Annotated in this window: 18 protein-coding genes; 2 read left to right on the top strand and 16 right to left on the bottom strand. The window is 59.4% G+C overall.

What is annotated here, in order from left to right; all coding sequences use genetic code 11:
* Positions 1 to 9: 9 nt before the first annotated feature.
* From ccoN to AC2I9W_RS00560, 3 genes are all read right to left on the bottom strand, one after another.
* The gene (gene ccoN, locus AC2I9W_RS00570; protein WP_486408157.1) at positions 10 to 1,446 is read right to left on the bottom strand and encodes a cytochrome-c oxidase, cbb3-type subunit I; all 1,437 of its coding nucleotides are present in this window, start codon (positions 1,444 to 1,446) and stop codon (positions 10 to 12) included.
* Between the two features lie 63 nt (positions 1,447 to 1,509).
* Positions 1,510 to 1,647 (bottom strand): cbb3-type cytochrome oxidase assembly protein CcoS, encoded by a 138-nt coding sequence (gene ccoS / locus AC2I9W_RS00565; protein ID WP_003056328.1) that lies wholly within the window; start codon positions 1,645 to 1,647, stop codon positions 1,510 to 1,512.
* A complete protein-coding gene (locus tag AC2I9W_RS00560) occupies positions 1,647 to 4,031 on the bottom strand; it encodes a heavy metal translocating P-type ATPase (RefSeq protein ID WP_486408681.1) in 2,385 nt (794 codons plus the stop codon). The genes ccoS and AC2I9W_RS00560 overlap by 1 nt, the downstream gene beginning before the upstream one ends.
* A 189-nt stretch (positions 4,032 to 4,220) precedes the next feature.
* Between AC2I9W_RS00560 and AC2I9W_RS00555 the strand changes: the two genes are divergently transcribed.
* The gene (locus AC2I9W_RS00555; RefSeq protein ID WP_486408156.1) at positions 4,221 to 4,664 is read left to right on the top strand and encodes a universal stress protein; all 444 of its coding nucleotides are present in this window, start codon (positions 4,221 to 4,223) and stop codon (positions 4,662 to 4,664) included.
* Between the two features lie 227 nt (positions 4,665 to 4,891).
* Here the strand turns inward: AC2I9W_RS00555 and AC2I9W_RS00550 are convergent, their stop codons facing one another.
* From AC2I9W_RS00550 to AC2I9W_RS00520, 7 genes are all read right to left on the bottom strand, one after another.
* Entirely contained in the window at positions 4,892 to 6,445 is a 1,554-nt protein-coding gene (locus AC2I9W_RS00550; RefSeq protein WP_486408680.1) for a malonate--CoA ligase, read from the bottom strand.
* 143 nt (positions 6,446 to 6,588) lie between these two features.
* Entirely contained in the window at positions 6,589 to 7,614 is a 1,026-nt protein-coding gene (locus AC2I9W_RS00545) for a Bug family tripartite tricarboxylate transporter substrate binding protein (protein ID WP_486408155.1), read from the bottom strand.
* A 115-nt stretch (positions 7,615 to 7,729) separates the two neighbouring features.
* On the bottom strand, positions 7,730 to 9,145 hold the full coding sequence (locus AC2I9W_RS00540) for a malonyl-CoA decarboxylase (protein WP_486408154.1): 1,416 nt from the start codon (positions 9,143 to 9,145) through the stop codon (positions 7,730 to 7,732).
* A gap of 165 nt (positions 9,146 to 9,310) precedes the next feature.
* The gene (lgt, locus tag AC2I9W_RS00535; RefSeq protein WP_486408153.1) at positions 9,311 to 10,153 is read right to left on the bottom strand and encodes a prolipoprotein diacylglyceryl transferase; all 843 of its coding nucleotides are present in this window, start codon (positions 10,151 to 10,153) and stop codon (positions 9,311 to 9,313) included.
* Between the two features lie 208 nt (positions 10,154 to 10,361).
* Positions 10,362 to 11,387, bottom strand: coding sequence for a Bug family tripartite tricarboxylate transporter substrate binding protein (locus AC2I9W_RS00530; RefSeq protein ID WP_486408152.1), 1,026 nt, complete (start codon positions 11,385 to 11,387; stop codon positions 10,362 to 10,364).
* A gap of 125 nt (positions 11,388 to 11,512) precedes the next feature.
* Positions 11,513 to 13,372: a dihydroxy-acid dehydratase gene (gene ilvD, locus AC2I9W_RS00525; protein ID WP_486408151.1), complete on the bottom strand. Its 1,860-nt coding sequence runs from the start codon at positions 13,370 to 13,372 to the stop codon at positions 11,513 to 11,515.
* A 139-nt stretch (positions 13,373 to 13,511) separates the two neighbouring features.
* A complete protein-coding gene (locus tag AC2I9W_RS00520; protein WP_486408150.1) occupies positions 13,512 to 13,751 on the bottom strand; it encodes a TIGR04438 family Trp-rich protein in 240 nt (79 codons plus the stop codon).
* A gap of 110 nt (positions 13,752 to 13,861) precedes the next feature.
* On the opposite strand from AC2I9W_RS00520, the gene AC2I9W_RS00515 reads away from it, so the two are divergent.
* On the top strand, positions 13,862 to 14,167 hold the full coding sequence (locus tag AC2I9W_RS00515) for a c-type cytochrome (protein WP_486408679.1): 306 nt from the start codon (positions 13,862 to 13,864) through the stop codon (positions 14,165 to 14,167).
* A gap of 91 nt (positions 14,168 to 14,258) precedes the next feature.
* Here AC2I9W_RS00515 and AC2I9W_RS00510 read toward each other — a convergent pair whose 3' ends face one another.
* The 6 genes from AC2I9W_RS00510 to truB form a co-directional block, all read right to left on the bottom strand.
* Positions 14,259 to 15,035 carry an ABC transporter ATP-binding protein gene (locus tag AC2I9W_RS00510; protein ID WP_486408149.1) on the bottom strand — a complete coding sequence of 259 codons (777 nt, stop codon included), beginning with the start codon at positions 15,033 to 15,035 and terminating at the stop codon, positions 14,259 to 14,261.
* A 24-nt stretch (positions 15,036 to 15,059) separates the two neighbouring features.
* Positions 15,060 to 15,770 carry an ABC transporter permease gene (locus AC2I9W_RS00505; RefSeq protein ID WP_486408148.1) on the bottom strand — a complete coding sequence of 237 codons (711 nt, stop codon included), beginning with the start codon at positions 15,768 to 15,770 and terminating at the stop codon, positions 15,060 to 15,062.
* Entirely contained in the window at positions 15,767 to 16,453 is a 687-nt protein-coding gene (locus AC2I9W_RS00500; protein WP_486408147.1) for an ABC transporter permease, read from the bottom strand. The genes AC2I9W_RS00505 and AC2I9W_RS00500 overlap by 4 nt, the downstream gene beginning before the upstream one ends.
* Before the next feature lie 90 nt (positions 16,454 to 16,543).
* Positions 16,544 to 17,317 carry an ABC transporter substrate-binding protein gene (locus AC2I9W_RS00495; RefSeq protein WP_486408146.1) on the bottom strand — a complete coding sequence of 258 codons (774 nt, stop codon included), beginning with the start codon at positions 17,315 to 17,317 and terminating at the stop codon, positions 16,544 to 16,546.
* A 189-nt stretch (positions 17,318 to 17,506) separates the two neighbouring features.
* On the bottom strand, positions 17,507 to 19,333 hold the full coding sequence (gene typA, locus AC2I9W_RS00490) for a translational GTPase TypA (protein ID WP_486408145.1): 1,827 nt from the start codon (positions 19,331 to 19,333) through the stop codon (positions 17,507 to 17,509).
* The gene (gene truB / locus AC2I9W_RS00485; RefSeq protein WP_486408144.1) at positions 19,330 to 20,322 is read right to left on the bottom strand and encodes a tRNA pseudouridine(55) synthase TruB; all 993 of its coding nucleotides are present in this window, start codon (positions 20,320 to 20,322) and stop codon (positions 19,330 to 19,332) included. The genes typA and truB overlap by 4 nt, the downstream gene beginning before the upstream one ends.
* Position 20,323: the final 1 nt, after the last annotated feature.

Below are 20,323 nucleotides of genomic sequence, written 5' to 3'. Positions count from 1 at the left end.
CCTCAATGCTCAGGCGTGCGCCACCGCTGCAGGCACAGCCACCTTCACGGAACGGCCAGCCATGGCTGTCTTCCAGGTGTTCCAGGCCATGACCATCATGCCGCCCAGATACAGCAGGCCACCGGTGACACGGATCACGTAGAAGGGATAGGTCGCCTTCACGCTTTCCACGAAGGTGTAAGTCAGCGTGCCATCGGGGTTGACTGCGCGCCACATCAGGCCCTGCATCACGCCGGCAATCCACATTGCGGCGATGTACAGCACGATACCGATGGTGGCCATCCAGAAGTGCAGCTCGATCGCGGGCACGGAATGCATCTTCTCGCGGCCAAACAGACGGGGAATCAGGTAGTACAGAGAACCCATGGTGATCAGACCCACCCAGCCCAGAGCGCCGGAGTGAACGTGACCCACGGTCCAGTCGGTGTAGTGAGACAGTGCGTTCACCGTCTTGATGGCCATCATGGGGCCTTCGAAAGTGGACATGCCGTAGAACGACAGGGACACGATCAGGAAGCGCAGGATGGGGTCGTCACGCAGTTTGTGCCATGCACCCGACAGCGTCATGATGCCGTTGATCATGCCGCCCCAGCTGGGAGCCAGCAGGATCAGCGAGAACACCATGCCCACGGACTGTGTCCAGTCAGGCAGTGCCGTGTAGTGCAGGTGGTGAGGGCCGGCCCACATGTACGTGAAGATCAGCGCCCAGAAGTGCACGATCGACAGGCGATACGAGTAGACGGGGCGACCAGCCTGCTTGGGGATGAAGTAATACATCATGCCCAGGAAGCCAGCGGTCAGGAAGAAGCCCACGGCGTTGTGACCGTACCACCACTGAACCATGGCGTCCTGCACACCGGCGTAGGCCGAGTAGCTCTTCATCCAGCCAGCGGGGCTGGAGACGTTGTTGACGATGTGCAGCAGGGCCACGGCCAGAATGAAGGCGCCGAAGAACCAGTTGGCCACGTAGATGTGCTTGACCTTGCGGATACCGATGGTACCGAAGAACACGATTGCATAGGACACCCAGGTCACGGCAATCAGAATGTCCAGAGGCCACTCCAGCTCAGCATATTCCTTGCCCTGGGTGTAACCCATGGGCAGGCTGATCGCTGCGCCGACGATAACCAGTTGCCAGGCCCAGAACGTCAAGCTGGCCAGCTTGGGCATGAACAGCTTGGTCTGGCAGGTGCGCTGCACCACGTAGTAGCTGGTGGCGAACAGAGCCGAGCCACCAAAGGCAAAAATCACGGCATTCGTGTGCAGCGGACGCAGGCGCCCGTAGCTCAGCCATGGAATACCGAAGTTGAGTTCCGGCCAGGCCAGCTGGGACGCGATAAACACGCCCACCGCCATACCTACCACCCCCCATACCACGGCCATGATAGAGAACTGTCTGACGACGGTGTCGTCGTAATAGACAGCATTGTTATTTGTTGCTTCCATCGGGCACCTCTTAGATTTCTTGCAAAGTGTTCATTGGTTTCTTATCGGACTCGTTGAGCCACATCAATCGTCGCGAAGAATGCGCTCACCCTCTTGTTCCACGCTCTCAAACTGACCTCGGTAAACAGCCCACCACAGGGCAGCCACAATGGCCATGACCAGCACTACCGAGAGCGGAATCAGTACATACAAAATGTCCATCAATGACCTCCCTGAGGCTGCAGTCCCACCACCTCGGCGGCCTGGGCCGGCTCGGCGGATGGATCGGAAGATTTCAGCACAAGCGAGCGAGCCAGTCGCGCGGCATTGGCCACCACCAGCAAAGAGCTGAGCGCCATGCCCAGCCCCGCCAGCCAGGCGGGCATCCAGCCCATCAGGGCCAGAGGAATGGAGACGGCGTTGTAAGCAGCTGCCCAGCCCAGGTTCTGGCGTACTACGGACAGGGTCCGACGCGCCAGCAGCAGGGTTTGTAGCACCAACTCCAGACTATCGCCCAGAACCACAAAATCTGCGCGCGATTGTGCCAGCGGCACTGCTTTGCCAAAAGCAAAAGAGACATGCGCTCCAGCTAAAACTGGGCCGTCATTAAGACCGTCGCCCACCATGGCCACTTTGCGCCCCTGAGCCTGCGCGGACTGCAGTGCATCGAGCTTGTCCTGTGGCTTGCAGTCGCCACGCGCCTGCTCTATGCCCAGCTTGCCCGCCACGGTCTGCACCGCTGCAGAGCGGTCACCCGACAGCAGTTGCACGGCTACGCCCTGTTTTTTCAGGTCGGCAATGACCTGTGCAGCCTCCGTGCGCACGTCTTCGCTCAGGTGGAACTGAACCAGAGGCCTCCAGCCTTCTGCCGATTCTTCGGCCAGCATCACACTCTGGCCGGGCTCATGGGGTGCCAGCTCGGGTACGCCGCAATGCGCGGCCGAGCCCAGTCGAAGGTGACGACGCAGATGACGCCCCTGCTCTGCCTCACCACGGGCTTGCACCCAGACATCCAGGCCGCTGCCGGCGACTTCCTGCACAGAATCCAGCTGCCAGTCGCTGACGGGCAGTTCCGCCACTTGAGCTGCCTGAGCCAGAGCCTTGGATGCTGGGTGCATGGACTGGCGCGCCAGCAAGGCGGCCAGAGCCAACAGCTCATCCGTGTTTTGACCTTCAGCAGGTGTCAGCGCGCGCAGCACCAAACCGTCGCGGGTCAGCGTGCCCGTCTTGTCGAATACCAGCGTGTCCACGCTAGCCAAGGCTTCCAGCCCTTGCAGATTGCGCACCAGCACGCCACTGCGCGCCAGGGTGCCTGCGGCCGTGAGCATGGCGACGGGAGTCGCCAGCGACAGCGCGCAGGGGCAGGTCACGATGAGCACGGCCACGGCCACCATCATGGCTTTGCCAGGGTCAGTGGGCCACCACCAGATGGCGGCACCCAGCGCCGCCAGCAACACGACGACGAGGAAGGGACGCGCCACCTTATCGGCCAGCTGAGCCAGATTGGGCTTTTGCAGCGAGGCGCTTTCCATCAGATTGACGATTTGCGCAAAGCGGGTGCCCTCGCCCACGCTGTCCACGCGCACATCGACGACGCTATCCAAGTTATAGCTACCAGCGGTGACGGCATCACCCTCGGCACGCAAAATGGGAGTGGACTCACCGGTCAGCAAGGCCTCATCGGCATGGGTGGTTCCGCGCACGATCTGGCCGTCTGCGGGGAAGGCCTCCCCGGTCAGTACGCGCACCACATCGCCCACGCGCAGGCGACGGGTCGCCACGCGCTCAAACTCGTCGGAGTCAGCGGCCCGCCGCAGCACGGAGTCCGGCAGCCGGTTCATCACTGCCTCCAGCGCGCCGGCCGTGCGGTCGCGCAGGCGCAGCTCCAGCCAGCGGCCCGTGAGCAGGAAGAAAACGAACATGGTCAGCGAGTCAAAAAAGACTTCATGACCAAAAGGTCCTGTCGGGTCGAACGTGCCCAGCGTGCTGATGATGAAGGTAATCAGCATGCCGATGGCCACGGGCAAATCCATGCTCACGCGGCGCTGGGTGATGTCCTTGAGGGCACTCTTGAAAAAAGGGCCGCAGCAAAACAGCACCACAGGCAGAGAAATCACCCAGGATGCCCAGCGCAGCAGCGTCTCCATCTCCAGCGACAGATCGCCGGGCCGGGCCGTGTACGCAGGCCACGCATACATCATCACCTGCATCATGCACAGGCCTGCCACCAGCCAGCGCCACAGGGCGCGACGTGTCTCGGCCTGGCGCAGCTCACGCGCAAAGGCGTCGCGCGCAGGCAAGGCTCGATAACCGGCACGCGATACAGCCTCCATCCACTGGGATGGAAGCACTTGTGAAGGACGCCACTCAATGCGGGCCCGGCGCGTTGCGGCACTGACTTCGGCTGCCTGCACTCCGGGGACAGCCCGAAGCGCCTCCTCGATGGTCAGCGCGCATGCAGCACAGTGCATGCCCTCCAAAACCACAAAAGAATCCCACACCGGGGATTCGGTCGCGTTTTCAGAAATTGGGGCCCTGGAGCTTTGACCAGCGGGGCGGCCAAAAGAGCTCCATTCTTGCGGATCGTCCAGCAGATGACTGTGCATCTGTGGCGCGTTCAGGAAACCAGTGTCAGCAACAACTTGCTCGGCCGCAACGGGCTGATGGTTAGTGTGTTGGGACATGTTTCTAGCGTAACGGGGGCAGATGATACCCACCTTGACATTAATCAACCGTTAACTGCCCAATCAACCTATGCTTTTATTGACAGACAGCAAACACGAAAGGAGATCTCTATGTACAACCGTATTCTGATTGCGACTGACGGCTCTGAGCTTTCGGACAAGGCCGTCCACGCGGGCCTGGATCTAGCGGCTCTTTGCGGTGCCAGCGTCATTGCGCTCAAGGTGGTCGCTCACTACCCGCGCAGCTATCTGGAAGGCAGCGACCTGCTGGACATCAAGGAAGCCAAGCGCGTCGAGACTCAGTGGAAGGAGCAGGCGCAAACACTTCTCGACGGCGTCAAAGCCTTTGGCCTGGAGCGCAAAGTCAACGTCAGCACCGAAATCGTGCAATCCGATCTGGTGGCCGAGTCCATTGTGGAAACCGCCAAAAAACATGACTGCGACCTGATCGTCATGGCTTCGCACGGCCGCAAGGGCCTGCAGCGGCTGCTGCTGGGCAGCGAAACCCAGCATGTGCTAACGCACGCCCCTGTGCCTGTGCTGGTGCTGAAGTAACAACTTCCCCCAAGCCGCTGCGCGGCGCCCCCTGCCCCGGTGGCAAGCTCAGATGCCAGCCACTCACAAATTAAAAGCAGCTTGCGCACAAGCTGCTTTGTCTTTGGGTTGATTCAATACTGAGTTTGTCTATTCAAGAGCGCAGGCAGCTCACTTTTTAGGAGTCAAGTCACAACACATGCAGCTGAAAAGCAAGCAATAACGACAGCCCCTGCGCGGTGGACTGATCAGGCGAACTCGTTCTGGTATTGATCGCGCAGAAGCTTTTTCTGCACCTTGCCCATGGTGTTACGCGGCAGGCTGTCCACCACATGGCAGCGCTTGGGTACCTTGAAGTGGGCAAGCTGTGACTTGAGCGTGTCCAGAATTTTCTGACCATCCACCTGAGCACCCTTGCGCGGCACGATCACGGCAACGCCGACCTCGCCAAAGTCCGGGTGCGGCACTCCGACCACGGCGCTTTCCTCCACGCCCGCCAGGTCGTTGATAAAGCCCTCAACCTCTGCCGGATAGACGTTGTAGCCGCCCGAGATGATCAAATCCTTGCTGCGCCCTACGATGGTGAAGTAGCCACGCTCATCCTGCATGCCCAAATCGCCGGTCTTGAACCAGCCGTCTGGCGTGAATTCCTCGGCAGTTTTCTCGGGCATGCGCCAGTAGCCAGCAAATACGTTGGGCCCCTGCACTTCGATATTGCCGATCTCGCCCGCCGCCAGCGCCTTGCCATCATCGCCATGCACTCGCACACCAACGCCCGGCAGCGGAAAGCCCACAGTGCCGCCACGGCGCTCGTCTTCATTGCCGTAGCGAGGATCGGGAGCATAGGGGTTGGAGGTCAGCATGATGGTCTCGCTCATGCCATAGCGCTCCAGCACACTGTGGCCGGTACGCGTCTTCCAGGCGCGGAAGGTCTCGATCAGCATGGGGGCCGAGCCCGAGATGAAGAGGCGCATGTGCGCAGCCATGTCGCGGTCCAGCCTTGCGTCGGCCAGCATGCGCACATACAGCGTGGGCACGCCCATGAAGACGGTCGCATCCTTGAAGCGGGCCATCACGGCCTGCGGGTCGAACTTGGCGAACCAGATCATGGGGCTGCCGTTGAGCAGCGCGCCGTGAATGGCTACAAACAGACCGTGCACATGAAAGATGGGCAAGGCGTGAATGAGTACATCGTCTTCCTGCCAGCCCCAGTACACCTTGAGCACGGCTGCGTTGGTCAGCAGATTGCCATGACTCAGCATGGCGCCCTTGCTGCGTCCCGTGGTGCCACTGGTGTAGAGAATGGCTGCCAGATCCTCGGAGCGGCGTGGCACCACCTGATGCTCATCACTGTGGTGGGCCGCTCGATCGAGCAGCGTGCCGGAGCGGTCCGCCCCCAGGGTATAGACATGGCCCACGCCATGGTTGAAGGCAATCTTGGACACCCAGCCAAAGCAGCCGGGGTCGCAGACCACCACGGCAGGCTCGGCATTGGTGATGAAGTACTCCATTTCTGCGGCCTGATAAGCCGTGTTCAGCGGCAAAAACACATGACCGCAGCGCAGCGTGGCCAGGTACAGCATCATGGCTTCGACCGACTTTTCCACCTGCACTGCAATGCGGCTGCTCTCGGGCAGATTCAGCGAGGCCAGCAAGTTGGCGATGCGCGCACTGCCCTGTTCCAGATCGGCCCAGGTGTAGTAGAGGCTGGAGCCATCGGGCTCTATGGCCTCTACGGCATTTTTCGTCAGGTCCTCAGGAAACGCTGCGCGCAATGCGCTGTAAAGATTGGCTTGAGACATATCGGTCATCGTGATGCAGTCGAACGCAGTAACAGTCGTGAGTGGGAAAAGCAAAAACAGTGCAGGCCATCATAGGCCCGAGCAGGATGAGCTTCACCCCGCAGCAAAGCGATTGCGGCCGAGGTGAGACAGAGACAAAGCGATCAGGAGTCGATCTTCACATTGGCAGCCTTGACAACATGGGCCCAACGCTGAACCTCATCTTTGACCATGGCAGCGAATTGCGGCTGGCTCAATTGCCCATAATCAGCGCCGTTCTTGGCCCATGTGGATTTGATCTCTTCAGCCGCGCCGATCTTGCGCACCGCTTCCAGCATCTGCTGCTGCATCGCAACAGGCGTGCCTTTGGGCGCCCACAGCCCGTACCAGGTGGTGACATTGAAGTCCGGCAAGCCGCACTCTGCCGCGCTGGGCACATCCGGGAAGGCCGGGTTGCGCTGGGCACCTGCGACCATCAACGCCTTGATGCGCCCTCCATTGATGTGCTGGGCAGAGGAGCCCAACCCGTCAAACAGCATGTCCACATTGCCCGCTATCAAATCCTGTAGCGCTGGCCCCGCCCCCTTGTAAGGGATATGCGTGATCTGGGTCTTGGTCTGCAGCTTGAACAACTCGCCCGCCAGATGGTGGGACGAGCCCGGCCCAGCCGAGGCGTAGTTGTACTTGCCGGGGTTGGCGCGCAAATCCTGCAGCAAGGCCTGAAAAGTCGTGTGCGGCACTTTCCTGGGGTTGACCACCACGACTTGCGGCACGCTGGCCAGCAGCGCCAGCGGGATGAAATCGCGCTCCAAGTCGTAATCGAGCTTGGGGTAGACCGAGGGCGCAATCACGTGATGGGTGCCGCCCATGAAGAAGTTGTAGCCATCGGGCGCAGCCTTGGCGGCAATACCGGCGCCCAGCGTTCCGCCCGCCCCTCCGCGGTTGTCAACCACCAAGGTCTTGCTGGTGGTTTTGGCAAACTGGGCCGAGAACGGCCTGGCAAACGTGTCTGTGCCGCCTCCTGCGGGAAAAGGCACGATCAGGTTGACCGGCCGGACTGGCCAGTCCGACGCCTGTGCGGCTCCCATCCAGCCTGCCCACCCTGCAACACCTGCCGCTGCCAGGCCCCCGGCCGATTGCAACCACTGGCGTCGCTTCCAACCTGCTTTGTCTGCCGAAAATTCCTGCATATCCGCTGTCTCCTGTGCCCATCAGGTCTGCCAGTGCGGCAGCCCGATTCATGGTTTGAGAAGACGCAGGAGCAAAAACCAGCTCAGGCTGTGCGCAGCATCCATCGCGATGCACTCATCCCTTGCACAGCGATTCAATCTCCGAGGAAACGGGAATCTTGCCCTGCGCCAACAGGCTGCGGTGCTTGTCCAGACGCTTGAGGTCATACAAGTAATTAACCATCAATCCCATGGATTGCTTGAGCCCCTTGGACGACAGGTCTGCCGCCCAGTTCAGGCGCTCCACGCGTGCACCGTTGCCAAGGTGAAAGCGTGCCACGGCATCCAGCGGGCGCCCCTTGGCAGTTTCCCGACCCAGATAGCGGGCCGCGCAAAACAGCGCTGCCTGGCGCAGCGCCGACTTCTCGGGCAAGGAGCCCGGATCGTCCAGCGCAGCCAGTAGTTGCGCGGCACTCAGGCCTCCGGCCACTTTCTCCAGCGCCGCTTTTTGCTTGTCATCCAGCTCGGCCAGTACGGCATCGCCATTCTTGCTCAGCCAGCTGCGCAGCCCCGGAATCGGCGACAAGGTGGCGAACTGCTTGAGCTTGGGAAACTCCTGCGTCAGCGTCTCCACCACGTGCTTGATGAGCGAGTCGCCAAAGCTCACGCCCTTGAGTCCCTTTTGCGTGTTGCTGATGGAGTAGAAGATGGCGGTATTGGCCTTGGCCAGATCAGCCGCGGCAGCGCCCTCATCCAGCAGCGGTGCCATGCTGCCTGCCATCTTGTCGAGCAGCGCCACCTCTACAAAGATCAGCGGCACATTGGGCATGCGCGGGTGAAAGAACCCATAGCAGCGGCGATCGCTGTCCAGGCGATTCTTGAGATCGGCCCAGCTGCGGATATCGTGCACGGCCTCGTACTGGATCAGTTTCTCCAGCAGCGATGCCGGCGAATCCCAGCTCAGGCTTCTGAGCTCCAGCATGGCCACATCGAACCAGCCCGAGAACAAATGCTCCAGTTCGGCATCCAGCGCCACATAGCGCTGCTCTGCCTTGGGTAGAGCCAGCAATTCGGCACGCATATCGACCAAGAAACCCATGCCACCCTTGGGCTGGGCAAAGCGCTGCAGCAGCCGTGTGCGCGGAGAGATCAGCGCGCGGCGCAGGCCCATCTCGGCTTCGCTGCGCTCCACATCACTGTCTGCCTTGTCATAGCGCTCACGCGCCGCCTGCAAAGCTTTGGCATCGGGGCCGAACTTTTCAACCGCCAGCAGCCAGAAATCCTTGCGGGCCGGCAACTCAGCCTTGGCATACCAGTCCATCAAAACCTGGGCGTGGCGGCCTCCCTCCACTTCGCTGAGCGTGGCCGAGGCGACCTGCTGCATGTCCTGCAGCAAACGACGCAGCTCGCGCGGCGACAGGGCTTCATGTCCTCGGCGCAAAGTGGCTTCCAGCCGCTGCGCCAGCGCACGATGCTCGCCATCGCCTTTGTCGCTTTCCGCCCCTCGCACCCACAGCTTGGTTTGTTCAATCCAGTCGCCAGCCCAGCCCATATGCTCACTCCTTGTTCTAGCGGCATCATGCTCTCATTGAAGAAGCAGATACCGCAATTGCAGTAACGCTTAGGGCCATTATGAGCAATTTCTGGACCTTCACGCCACTGCAGTCCAATAGCAAAAACGCAGACCGAAGTCTGCGTTTTTTAAAGGGCTGATGCTTCAGGCAGCGTTGCGCTGTACCGCATAAGCCGGTTGCTTACCGCACCAGGCCCACATGGCGATACCTGCCACGATCATGGGAATGCATAGCCACTGCCCCATGCTCATGCCCAGTGACAGAATGCCCAGAAAATCATCGGGCTCTCGGAAGTACTCGGCAATGAAGCGGAAAGCGCCATAGCCCATCAAGAACACTGCAGCGACCTGCCCTGGCTTGTGCTCCTTGCGGGCATACAACCAGAGGATGATGAACAGCAGCAACCCTTCCATCAGGAACTGATAGAGCTGCGAAGGATGGCGCGGCAGCATGGAGCCACTTTGCGGAAACACCATGGCCCAGGGCAGATCGGCACTGGCAAAACGACCCCAGAGCTCGCCATTGATAAAGTTACCGATGCGGCCTGCAGCCAGCCCTGTAGGGACACAGGGCGCTACAAAATCCGCCACCTCCAGCCAGCTGCGCTTGCGCGAGCGGGCAAACCAGATCATGGAGGCAATCACCCCCAGCAGGCCGCCGTGAAAACTCATGCCGCCCTGCCAGACAGCCAACATCTCCAGCGGATTCGACAGGTAGTAGCCGGGCTTGTAGAACAGGCAGTAGCCGATGCGCCCGCCTACCACCACGCCCAGCACGCCGAGGAAAAGAATGTCCTCCACATCCTTGCGCGCCCAGGCGCGATCACCTGTCATGTATTTGAAGGGGGGATGTTGAATACGGCGCGTTCCCAGGAAGAGGAACAGGCCGAAGGCCACCAGATAGGTAATGCCATACCAGTGCACGGCCAGCGGGCCAATTTGCACGGCAACGGGATCAATGTGCGGATACATCAGCATGGCTGGCATTGTGCCGCAGGCCGGTGACGTTTCCGTAAAACTGTCCGGGCAACAGAATTCTGGACCACCCACTCAAGCCCGAAAGCGCCGCGTTCTGGAGCGCTGCAACGCATGGCTGAAACGTGACCTCTCAAGCGCCAGCTAAAGCACTAAAAAAACGATCAAAATACCCTGAAACGCTTTTATTTAAAGCGCATGCAGCTATGCTTTTAGAGACTCAATGCGGCTTGTCTGTCTGCGCTTCTTGCTCATGCACAGTCTGATGCACAGCCTTGCTGGTTTCTTCCATCAAGCTGCGCAGGCGCTGCGGCTCGCCGCCCAATGCTTGTACCCCCATGCTCTGCAATCGCTGCTGCACCGCTGGGTCCTGCAAAGCCGCATTGGCCGCATTGTTGAGCCGCGTCACGATGGCTTTTGGCGTGCCTGCCGGGGCCACGATGCCAAACCAGGTAATCGCCAGATCATTGAGCGCGGGATAGCCCAGCTCCTTGAACGTAGGCACCTGAGGCAAGGCGCTTAACCGCTCAGTCGCCGCCACAGCAAAGGGAAGCAGCCGACCCGAAGCCACATGTGGCGCCGAGGAAGGAAACTGATCGCTGAGCACCTGTGTCTCGCCCGACAAGGCGCTGCTGACCACCGGCCCCTGCCCCTTGTACGGAATATGGTGCAGCTTGATCTTGAGGTCGGTGTTGATACGCTCAGCAATCAAATGACCAATGGAGCCCACGCCCGCCGAACCGATATTGAACTGACCGGGCTTGCTGCGCGCCAACGCCAAAAACTGCCCGTAGTTCTGTACCCCCAGCGAGGGATGGACAGAAAACACCGAGGGAATGGAAGCCAGGGCCACCACGGGCACAAACGCTTTGGCAGGATCCATGCGCGCCGACTGCGGCAGCATGATGGGGTTGACTACCAGCGTGCTGATGGTGCCCAAACCTATGGTGTAGCCATCAGGCGCCGCATTGGCCACGGCCTCTGCCCCGATGAGGCCACTGGCCCCGGAGCGGTTGTCCACCACCACGGCCTGCCCCAGTCGGGCATGCATGGCATCTGCGACCAGTCGGGCCACGATATCGGTAGAGCCGCCTGGCGTGAACGGAACTACCAGGCGCACAGGATGCTGCGGATAGCTGGCCTCCACTGCCTGTGGCCCGCCTGCTGCCTGCGTAATTCCGCCTCCGAGCAGGGCAAGCGCCCCTGCAGTCTTTAACAAGAAAGAGCGACGAACGGCGGACAACATGGAAATCACTTTCTGGCGAGACAATAAAAAACAGCCGCACGACTTGCATCGGGCGGCTGCGAGATTGTCCGTCAGCACGGATAGCCGTGCTGACGCAATGACGAAACAAACGTAACGGAGAGCGATCAGTCGTCCAGCAAGGACAGGTCACGCACGGCACCGGTGTCGGCGCTGGTCACCAGCTTGGCATAGGCCTTCAGGGCCGCAGAAATCTTGCGTGGGCGTGCCTCGGCAGGCTTCCAGCCCTTGGCGTTCTGCGCTTCGCGGCGCTTGGCCAATTCTTCGTCGCTGACCAGCATGTTGATGGTGCGGTTGGGAATGTCGATGCGGATGATGTCACCATTGCGCACCAGTCCAATGTTGCCACCGGCAGCTGCTTCGGGCGAGCAGTGACCAATCGACAGACCGGAGGTACCGCCCGAGAAGCGACCATCGGTCAGCAGTGCGCAGACCTTGCCCAAGCCCTTGGACTTGAGGTAGCTGGTGGGGTAGAGCATTTCCTGCATGCCGGGCCCACCCTTGGGGCCTTCATAGCGCACGATGACCACATCACCGGCCTTGACCTTGTCGTTCAGGATGTGTTCGACGGCCTCGTCCTGCGACTCCACCACGTGGGCAGGGCCTTCAAACACCAGAATGGATTCATCGACGCCAGCCGACTTCACCACACAGCCGTTCATGGCGATGTTGCCAGTCAGCACGGCCAGACCGCCTTCCTTGCTGAACGCGTGGTCGTAGGAGCGGATGCAGCCATCGGCGCGGTCCAGATCCAGGCTGGGCCAGCGAGTGTTCTGGCTGAAAGCCACTTGCGTAGGAATACCGGCAGGGCCAGCCAGATAGAAGTGCTTGACGGCCTCATCCTGAGTCACCATCACATCCCACTTGGCCAACACCTCGCCCATGGTTCCGCCCGAGACAGTAGGCACATCGGTGTGCAGCTTGCCGGCGCGGGCCAGCTCACCCAGGATGGCCATGATGCCGCCTGCACGGTGCACGTCTTCAATGTGGTACTTCTGCGTATTGGGAGCCACCTTGCAAAGCTGGGGCACGACACGCGAGAGGCGGTCGATGTCAGCCATGGTGAAGTCGATGCCGGCTTCCTGGGCAATGGCCAGCAGGTGCAGGATGGTGTTGGTGGAGCCGCCCATGGCGATGTCCAGGGTGATGGCGTTCTCAAACGCCTTGAAGCCCACAGCGCGCGGCAGCACGGACTCGTCATCTTGCTCGTAGTACTGCTTGGCCAGCTCCACAATGCGATGACCTGCCTGCTTGAACAATTGCTCGCGATCGGCGTGCGTGGCAACCACGGTACCGTTGCCGGGCAGGGACAGACCCAGAGCCTCGGTCAGGCAGTTCATGGAGTTGGCGGTGAACATACCCGAGCAGGAACCACAGGTAGGGCAAGCCGAGCGCTCGACCTGCGCCACTTCTTCATCGGAGAAGCGCTGGTCGGCGGCGATGACCATGGCATCCACCAGGTCCAGCTTCTTGAACTCGATGACCTTGGTGTCGGGGTTGGCCAGCTTGGTCTTGCCCGCTTCCATGGGGCCGCCGGAGACGAAGATCACCGGAATGTTCAGGCGCATGGCTGCCATGAGCATGCCGGGGGTGATCTTGTCGCAGTTGGAGATGCACACCAGAGCGTCGGCGCAGTGGGCGTTGACCATGTATTCGACTGAGTCAGCAATCAGGTCGCGGCTGGGCAGCGAGTACAGCATGCCGTCATGACCCATGGCAATACCATCGTCTACGGCGATGGTATTGAATTCCTTAGCAACGCCACCCGCAGCCTCGATCTCGCGCGCGACCAGTTGGCCCATGTCCTTCAGGTGCACGTGGCCGGGCACGAACTGGGTGAAGGAGTTGGCAATGGCGATGATGGGCTTGTCAAAGTCGCCATCTTTCATGCCAGTGGCACGCCACAGGGCGCGCGCACCGGCCATGTTGCGGCCGCCGGTGGAGGTTTTGGAACGGTATGCGGGCATGGGGTTTGCTAATCAGACGTTATCAAAAATGAACCTTGGGATTATGGCCCAGTGCTGCCATAAGATGCTCTCAGAGCATTGGACGGTCATGGGCACAGGTCTACAAGAACATCGTCAATGGCGATGTCTTGATCACTTATCAGCGACGCCTCTGCCCCGGTGTCATGGCCTGTTTCTGTCGCTCAATACGCTCTTTCTTACGACGGTCCATCTTTTCCATCTCCTTGCGCTTGGTGTAACCCGAAGTATCCGCCCAGGCCCACCAGGCGGCGGCACCACCATATACGCCCAGGATGTACCACCAACTCCAGTCTGCAACCGGCCCGATTTCAGCTGCTTTCAACAATGTCAGCACAATCGCCAAACCTAACAAATACATACACCCTCCTTTAATTTCTCAATAGTGCGTACACCAAACAATATTCAATGCGCGCACTACAATGCAGCAAAAATCTAACCTCAGTTTAAAACTGCACCCGGAAACTCATGATGAAGAAAATTCTGATCGCTTTCGCATTCTCCGCTGCTGCTGCAGCGCCAGCAATGGCCGACCAGGCCCTGGCTCAATCCAAGAACTGCATGGCTTGCCACGCTGTTGACAAGAAGCTGGTGGGCCCCTCCTTCAAGGACGTGGCTGCCAAGTACGCAGGTCAAAAGGATGCCGCTGACAAGCTGGCAGTCAAGGTCATCAAGGGCGGCTCCGGCGTGTGGGGTCCCGTACCCATGCCCGCCAACCCCCAAGTCAATGAAGCTGATGCCAAGAAGCTGGTGGCCTGGGTTCTGGCACAGAAGTAATTCACTTGTGCAGCGGCGCGAAACAAGGCTGCTCAGAAAAAAAGCCGCATGTAAATGCGGCTTTTTTATGGCCTATTGCAGCGATAACCGCTTATTTCAGACTACCTGACAAGAATTTGCTCAGTCTCTCACTTTGCGGATTGCGCAGAACTTCACGTGGATCTCCCTGCTCTTCAACAAAGCCCTGGTGCAGAAAAATGACCTGGTTGGATACTTCTCTGGCAAAACCCATCTCATGAGTTACCACCACCATGGTTCTACCTTGCTCCGCCAGCAGACGCATGACACGCAGGACCTCCCCCACCAATTCAGGATCCAGTGCACTGGTAGGCTCATCGAACAGCATGACCTCCGGTTCGACAGCCAGGGCACGAGCAATCGCAACACGCTGCTGCTGCCCGCCACTCATGTGATTGGGCCAAGTATCTTCGCGCCCCTCTAGGCCTACCAGTTTCAGGTAACGACGCGCACGCTCCACCGCCTCTTCTTTGCTAAGCCCCAGCACATGGATCGGCGCCTCGATCACGTTCTGCAGCACTGTCTTGTGCGCCCACAGATTGAAATGCTGAAACACCATGGCGAGCTTGGTTCGCAGTTGCTGCAACTGCTTGGCATGCACCGCCTCCAGCTCTCCTTTTCGGCCGACTTTGAGCTGCAACTCCTCGCCAGCAACAACGATACGGCCCTGCTGAGGCTTTTCCAGCAGGTTGATGCAGCGCAGCAGCGTGGACTTGCCAGAGCCAGAGCTACCGATCAAGCTCACCACATCACCGGCCTTGGCCGTCAAAGACACGCCTTTGAGCACCTGATTGCTGCCGTAGCTCTTGTAAATACCTTCGGCTTGAAGCTTGTATAAGTTGGAAGTCATGAATGCAAAACGAAAAGGCCACCTTCAGGTGCGCGGCGCCAGATAAGCCAGAAAGTGCTTTTCCAGCATACGAAATACGCCAATCAAAGCAAAAGTTACTGACAAATAAATAGCAGCTGCGGCGAGATAGGCCTCGAATGGCAGATAAAAGTCTGAATAAATACGGCTGGCCACCGCCGTCACGTCCGTGAGCGCAGGCACCACACTGGCCAGGCTGGTGGAATGCAGCATTTGCACCACCTCGTTGCTGTAGGGCGGCAAAGTGCGCCGCATGGCAGAAGGTAGAACCAGGCGCCACATGATCTGCCAGCGCCCCATCCCCATGGCCTGGCCCGCTTCCACTTCACCGGGAGCAGTCTCTCGAATCGCTCCCGCTAGGATTTCAGCCGTATAGCCACCGTTGTTCAATGCAAAGGCCAACAAGGCGCAAAAAAATGGCTGTTTGAAATATGTCCAGGGCCAGACCTCATCCCAGCGCGCCTGTATCCACTCCAGCTGCCCCAGCCCGTAATAAATCAGATATATCTGAATCAGCAGCGGCGTTCCGCGAATGAAATAGGTGAAAGCTGCTGCAGGCCTGGCCAGCCAGGCATTGCCGCTGGTCAGCGCCAATGCAATGCTCACCGCCAACACCATACCGATAGCAAGACTGCTCAGCAGCAGCCATAGCGTGATCAGCAGGCCTTGGCCATACATAGCCATGTGCTCAGCTTGGAAGATGACATCCCAACTCATAGCTGCACCTTTTCGGTGCCCAGGCTGTAGCGTGCATTGAGCCGTTTGAGCGCCCACAAGGAAATGCTGGTGAAGACCAGGTACAGGCCTGCTGCAAACAGCAAAAAGACAAAAGGCTCACGAGTGGCGGCGCTGGCCTGTTTCGCCAGATACGTCATGTCATGCAATCCGATCAGGCTGACCAAGGCCGTGGCTTTGATCAAAATCAGCCAGTTATTGGTATAGCCCGGCAAGGCATAGCGCACCATCTGAGGCAAGGTGATGCGCACAAAGGTCTGAAACGGCGTCATGCCAAACGCCCAGGCCGCCTCCATCTGACCGCGCGGAATGGCCAGAATGGCTCCGCGAAAGGTCTCGGTCATATAGGCACCGTAGATAAATCCCAATGTCGCCACGCCCGCCACAAAGGGGTTCAAGTCCAGCACGAAATCCGAACCAATGGACTCAAAAAAACTGTTGATGCCAATCGCCACACCATAAAACACCAGCAGCATCAGAACCAGCTCTGGAATGCCGCGCACCACCGTGGTGTAGAGCGTGCCCAGCCAGACCAGCGGGCGCCTGCCAGAGAGCTTGGCCATCGCACCCAGCAAGCCCAGCAAGGTAGCCAGGGAAAGTGACGCCAGCGAGACAGCCACTGTCAGCAACGCGCCATGCAAGATGGAAAGAAAATATTCACTCATGAAGGCTGGCGCCTGATGAGGAAGCCTGCGAGACCCACAAGCGGGCCCTCAGGCCCTCAAGTCAGGTTGGGCAAGCTGCCTCTTCAGCGCTTAGTTGCCATAGGGGTCAAAGTCGAAGTACTTCTTGGCAATGGTGCTGTAGGTTCCATTGCTGCGAATGGTCTTGATGGCTTGATTGATTTGATCCTTCAAATCTTTTTGTCCCTTGCGCATGCCTATGCCAATGCCGTCACCGTAGTACTTGGTCTCGTACTGGTCGGGGCCAACATAGCCATAGTCCTTGCCCTCTGGCTTGCGCAAGAAACCGCCATGCACTTCCACCTTGTCGGCCACTGTTCCGTCCAGCCGACCTGCATTGATGTCCAGATAGACCTGATCCTGGGCCTCATAAGGAACGACCGTCACGCCAGCGGGCTTGAGCTCACCCATCGCCCACTTTTCCTGGGTACTGCCTTTGAGAACCCCGATGCGCTTGCCCTTGAGAGAGGCAGGATTCGCATAAGCCGTGCCCTTCTTCACCACAATGGCGCTGGGCGTCTTGTAGTAACGATCGGAGAAATCGATCACGCGTTTGCGCTCCTCGGTGATGGACAAAGAGCTGACCACCACGTCGTACTTGCGTGCCTGCAGACCGGGAATCATGCTGTCCCAGACCTGCTCCACAAACACGCATTTGCGCTTGATTTCGGCGCAGATGGCATTGGCAATATCGACATCAAACCCCGTGGGTTTGCCATCCGCCGTCTTATAAGTAAAAGGCTCGTAAGTCGGGTCTATCGCGACCTTCAGATCCGCAGCCTGGGCATTCAGCGTCGAAGCTGCGCCTGCCACCAGCAAGACCGAACTCAACATTTTCAAGGTCATAGCACTCCTAGAGTTAAATGCACACCTGCGCAATGCGCAGGATGCGTGCCAATTTGTAGCAGTGATTCTAAAAATCGACTCTGCTCCAGCAAGGCAGTTAACCCTTGGTTTGTCTCCTGCGAAGGCTGACCACGGCAATAAAAAAGGCCCCGAAGGGCCTTTTTGAGATGCGCAGCCTAGGCTTGCGAATCAGGAGTCACGCGAAGCACGCTTGCGATCGTGTTCCTTGAGGTGACGCTTGCGCACGCGCAGGCTGGTAGGAGTGATTTCCAGCAGCTCGTCGTCTTCGATGAATTCCACACCGTACTCCAGCGACAGATCGATAGGAGGCGTGATCTTGATCGCATCTTCCTTGCCGGACACACGGAAGTTGGTCAGCTGCTTGGTACGAGTGGCGTTCACCACCAGATCGTTGTCGCGGCTGTGGATACCGATGATCATGCCTTCGTACACGGGGTCCCCGGCCTTGACGAACATACGGCCACGATCGTCAAGCTTGCCCAGGGCGTAAGTGAAGATTTCACCGTCGTCCATGGAGATCAGCACGCCGTTCTTACGGCCACCGATTTCGCCCTTGTAAGGCTCATAGCTGTCGAAGATGTTGGAAATCATGCCGGAGCCACGAGTCAGGTTCAGGAACTCGTTGGTGAAGCCGATCAGACCACGGGCAGGAATGCGGTATTCCAGACGGACGCGACCACGGCCATCGGGTTCCATGTTCACCAGCTCGCCCTTGCGCTCGCCCAGAGCTTGCATCACGCCGCCTTGGTGACCTTCTTCGATGTCGGCCGTCACCAGCTCAATAGGCTCGTGCTTAACGCCGTCGATCATCTGCATCACCACGCGGGGCTTGGAAACCGCCAGCTCGTAACCTTCGCGGCGCATTTCTTCCAGCAAGATGGTCAGGTGCAGTTCACCACGGCCAGACACTTCAAAGATACCGTCTTCATCGGTTTCCTTGACGCGCAGGGCCACGTTGGAGCGCAGTTCACGCTGAAGGCGGTCCCAGATCTGACGGCTGGTCACGAACTTGCCTTCACGACCTGCCAGAGGCGAGGTGTTCACGCAGAAGTTCATGGTCAGCGTGGGCTCGTCAATCTTCAGCATGGGCAGAGGCTGGGGATTGGCGGGGTCCACAATGGTTTCACCGATACCGAGGTTTTCGATACCGCTGACCAGCACGATCTCGGAAGGACCAGCTTCGGTAGCCTGCACGCGATCCAGACCCTGGAAGGTGTGCACTTGGTTGATCTTGCCGGTGTAGCTCTTGCCATCGGGGCCAGCCATCACAGCCACTTGCTGACCGGGCTTGAGCGTACCTTGCGTGATACGGCCCACGCCGATACGGCCCACGAAGGTGGAGTAGTCCAGCGCAGACACTTGCAGCTGCAGGGGAGCAGAGGCATCACCCTGCACCGAAGGCACGTGTTCCAGAATGGTCTCGAACAGGGCCGACATGTCGGGGCCCCACTGTGCACCGGGCTCGCCCTCTTCCTTGGATGCCCAGCCGTTGATGCCGGAGGCATACACCACAGGGAAGTCCAGCTGCTCGTCGGTAGCGCCCAGCTTGTCGAACAGATCGAAAGCGGCGTTGATCACCTTGTCGGGGTTGGCACCGGGCTTGTCCACCTTGTTCACCACCACGATAGGCTTCAGACCCAGAGCCAGTGCCTTCTTGGTCACGAAACGCGTCTGGGGCATGGGGCCTTCTTGCGCGTCGATCAGCAGCACCACACCGTCCACCATGGACAGCGCACGCTCCACTTCACCGCCGAAGTCCGCGTGACCGGGTGTGTCAAGAATGTTGATGTGGGTGCCCTTCCAGGACACGGCACAGTTCTTGGCCAGAATGGTGATGCCGCGCTCACGTTCGATGGCGTTGTTGTCCATCACGGTGTCGACGACTTTTTCGTGCTCGGCAAAAGTGCCGGAAGAGCGCAGCAGCTGGTCCACCATGGTCGTCTTACCATGGTCAACGTGCGCGATGATCGCAATGTTGCGGATTTGTTTGCTCATAGTGTTTCCAAAATGCCGCTTGCTTGTGGACGCGGCGTTCCTTCCAAAATTTGTTGAATTTCTAGCGGACTGAGCAGGCGCTCGGGGATCAGCTCCCCGCTCACCACACGGCCAACCCCCAAAAGGGCATGCGGGCGCTCACCATACACCGCAACGGCCGGGGCATCGGCCCAAGTCCCTCGGCGGCGCAGGCCTGATAGAAAGCGTCCTGCATCCTCTTCACCCAAAGTGACGACGGCATGACGATGCAGCAGAGTGTCGACAGGCTGCACCTGAGCAACACGCTCCTCATCGTTCATGGCTTCCAGCGCTTCCAGCGTCACGCAGCGCGCAACGTCTAGGCCGCCGGTTTCCACACGGCGCAGAAAACGCAAATGGGCGCCACAGCCAAAGGCCTCGCCCACGTCTTCGCCCAATGTGCGGATGTAAGTGCCCTTGCTGCAGGTCACTCTCATCTTGATAGCAGGATGCCCTTGATCATCCTGCACCAGCGTCAGATTCAATGCATGAATGGTGACGTCGCGTGCGGGACGCTCCACCTCAATGCCTGCGCGGGCATATTCGTAGAGTGCCTTGCCATCTTTTTTCAAGGCGCTGTGCATGGGCGGCACCTGCTTGATGTCACCCGTGAACTGGGCCTGCACCTGCGCCAGGCGCTCGGGCGTGATGGCCGCCAGATCGACCGCGCGCTCCAGCACCACATCGCCCTCGGCATCGGCCGTGGTCGTGGTCTGGCCCAGGCGGGCAATGGCTTCGTAAGTTTTCTCGGCTTCGAGCTGAAGCTGGCTGAATTTGGTGGCAGCGCCAAAGCACAGCGGCAGCACGCCACTGGCCAATGGGTCAAGCGTTCCGGTATGCCCGGCCTTTTCGGCGCGCAGCAGCCACTTGACCTTCTGCAAGATATCGTTGCTGGACCAGCCCAGCGGTTTATCGAGCAGCAACACCCCATGCACAGGGCGCCGCTGCACCCGGGTGCGAGGGGCGTTCATG

The sequence above is a fragment of the Comamonas sp. FUJ_7 genome, from assembly GCF_057369555.1.
Note: the sequence above shows the minus strand (reverse complement) of the source record. Positions and strands in the feature narration are given on the sequence as shown.

Coding starts and splice junctions, on each gene's coding strand:
- truB (WP_486408144.1), bottom strand. CDS start 20,322: ATGAACGCCCCTCGCACCCGGGTGCAGCGGCGCCCTGTGCATGGGGTG.
- AC2I9W_RS00495 (WP_486408146.1), bottom strand. CDS start 17,317: ATGACCTTGAAAATGTTGAGTTCGGTCTTGCTGGTGGCAGGCGCAGCT.
- lgt (WP_486408153.1), bottom strand. CDS start 10,153: ATGCCAGCCATGCTGATGTATCCGCACATTGATCCCGTTGCCGTGCAA.
- AC2I9W_RS00520 (WP_486408150.1), bottom strand. CDS start 13,751: ATGTATTTGTTAGGTTTGGCGATTGTGCTGACATTGTTGAAAGCAGCT.
- AC2I9W_RS00560 (WP_486408681.1), bottom strand. CDS start 4,031: ATGCACAGTCATCTGCTGGACGATCCGCAAGAATGGAGCTCTTTTGGC.
- AC2I9W_RS00555 (WP_486408156.1), top strand. CDS start 4,221: ATGTACAACCGTATTCTGATTGCGACTGACGGCTCTGAGCTTTCGGAC.
- ccoN (WP_486408157.1), bottom strand. CDS start 1,446: ATGGAAGCAACAAATAACAATGCTGTCTATTACGACGACACCGTCGTC.
- AC2I9W_RS00545 (WP_486408155.1), bottom strand. CDS start 7,614: ATGCAGGAATTTTCGGCAGACAAAGCAGGTTGGAAGCGACGCCAGTGG.
- AC2I9W_RS00500 (WP_486408147.1), bottom strand. CDS start 16,453: ATGAGTGAATATTTTCTTTCCATCTTGCATGGCGCGTTGCTGACAGTG.
- ccoS (WP_003056328.1), bottom strand. CDS start 1,647: ATGGACATTTTGTATGTACTGATTCCGCTCTCGGTAGTGCTGGTCATG.
- AC2I9W_RS00530 (WP_486408152.1), bottom strand. CDS start 11,387: ATGTTGTCCGCCGTTCGTCGCTCTTTCTTGTTAAAGACTGCAGGGGCG.
- ilvD (WP_486408151.1), bottom strand. CDS start 13,372: ATGCCCGCATACCGTTCCAAAACCTCCACCGGCGGCCGCAACATGGCC.
- AC2I9W_RS00515 (WP_486408679.1), top strand. CDS start 13,862: ATGAAGAAAATTCTGATCGCTTTCGCATTCTCCGCTGCTGCTGCAGCG.
- AC2I9W_RS00510 (WP_486408149.1), bottom strand. CDS start 15,035: ATGACTTCCAACTTATACAAGCTTCAAGCCGAAGGTATTTACAAGAGC.
- typA (WP_486408145.1), bottom strand. CDS start 19,333: ATGAGCAAACAAATCCGCAACATTGCGATCATCGCGCACGTTGACCAT.
- AC2I9W_RS00550 (WP_486408680.1), bottom strand. CDS start 6,445: ATGTCTCAAGCCAATCTTTACAGCGCATTGCGCGCAGCGTTTCCTGAG.
- AC2I9W_RS00505 (WP_486408148.1), bottom strand. CDS start 15,770: ATGAGTTGGGATGTCATCTTCCAAGCTGAGCACATGGCTATGTATGGC.
- AC2I9W_RS00540 (WP_486408154.1), bottom strand. CDS start 9,145: ATGGGCTGGGCTGGCGACTGGATTGAACAAACCAAGCTGTGGGTGCGA.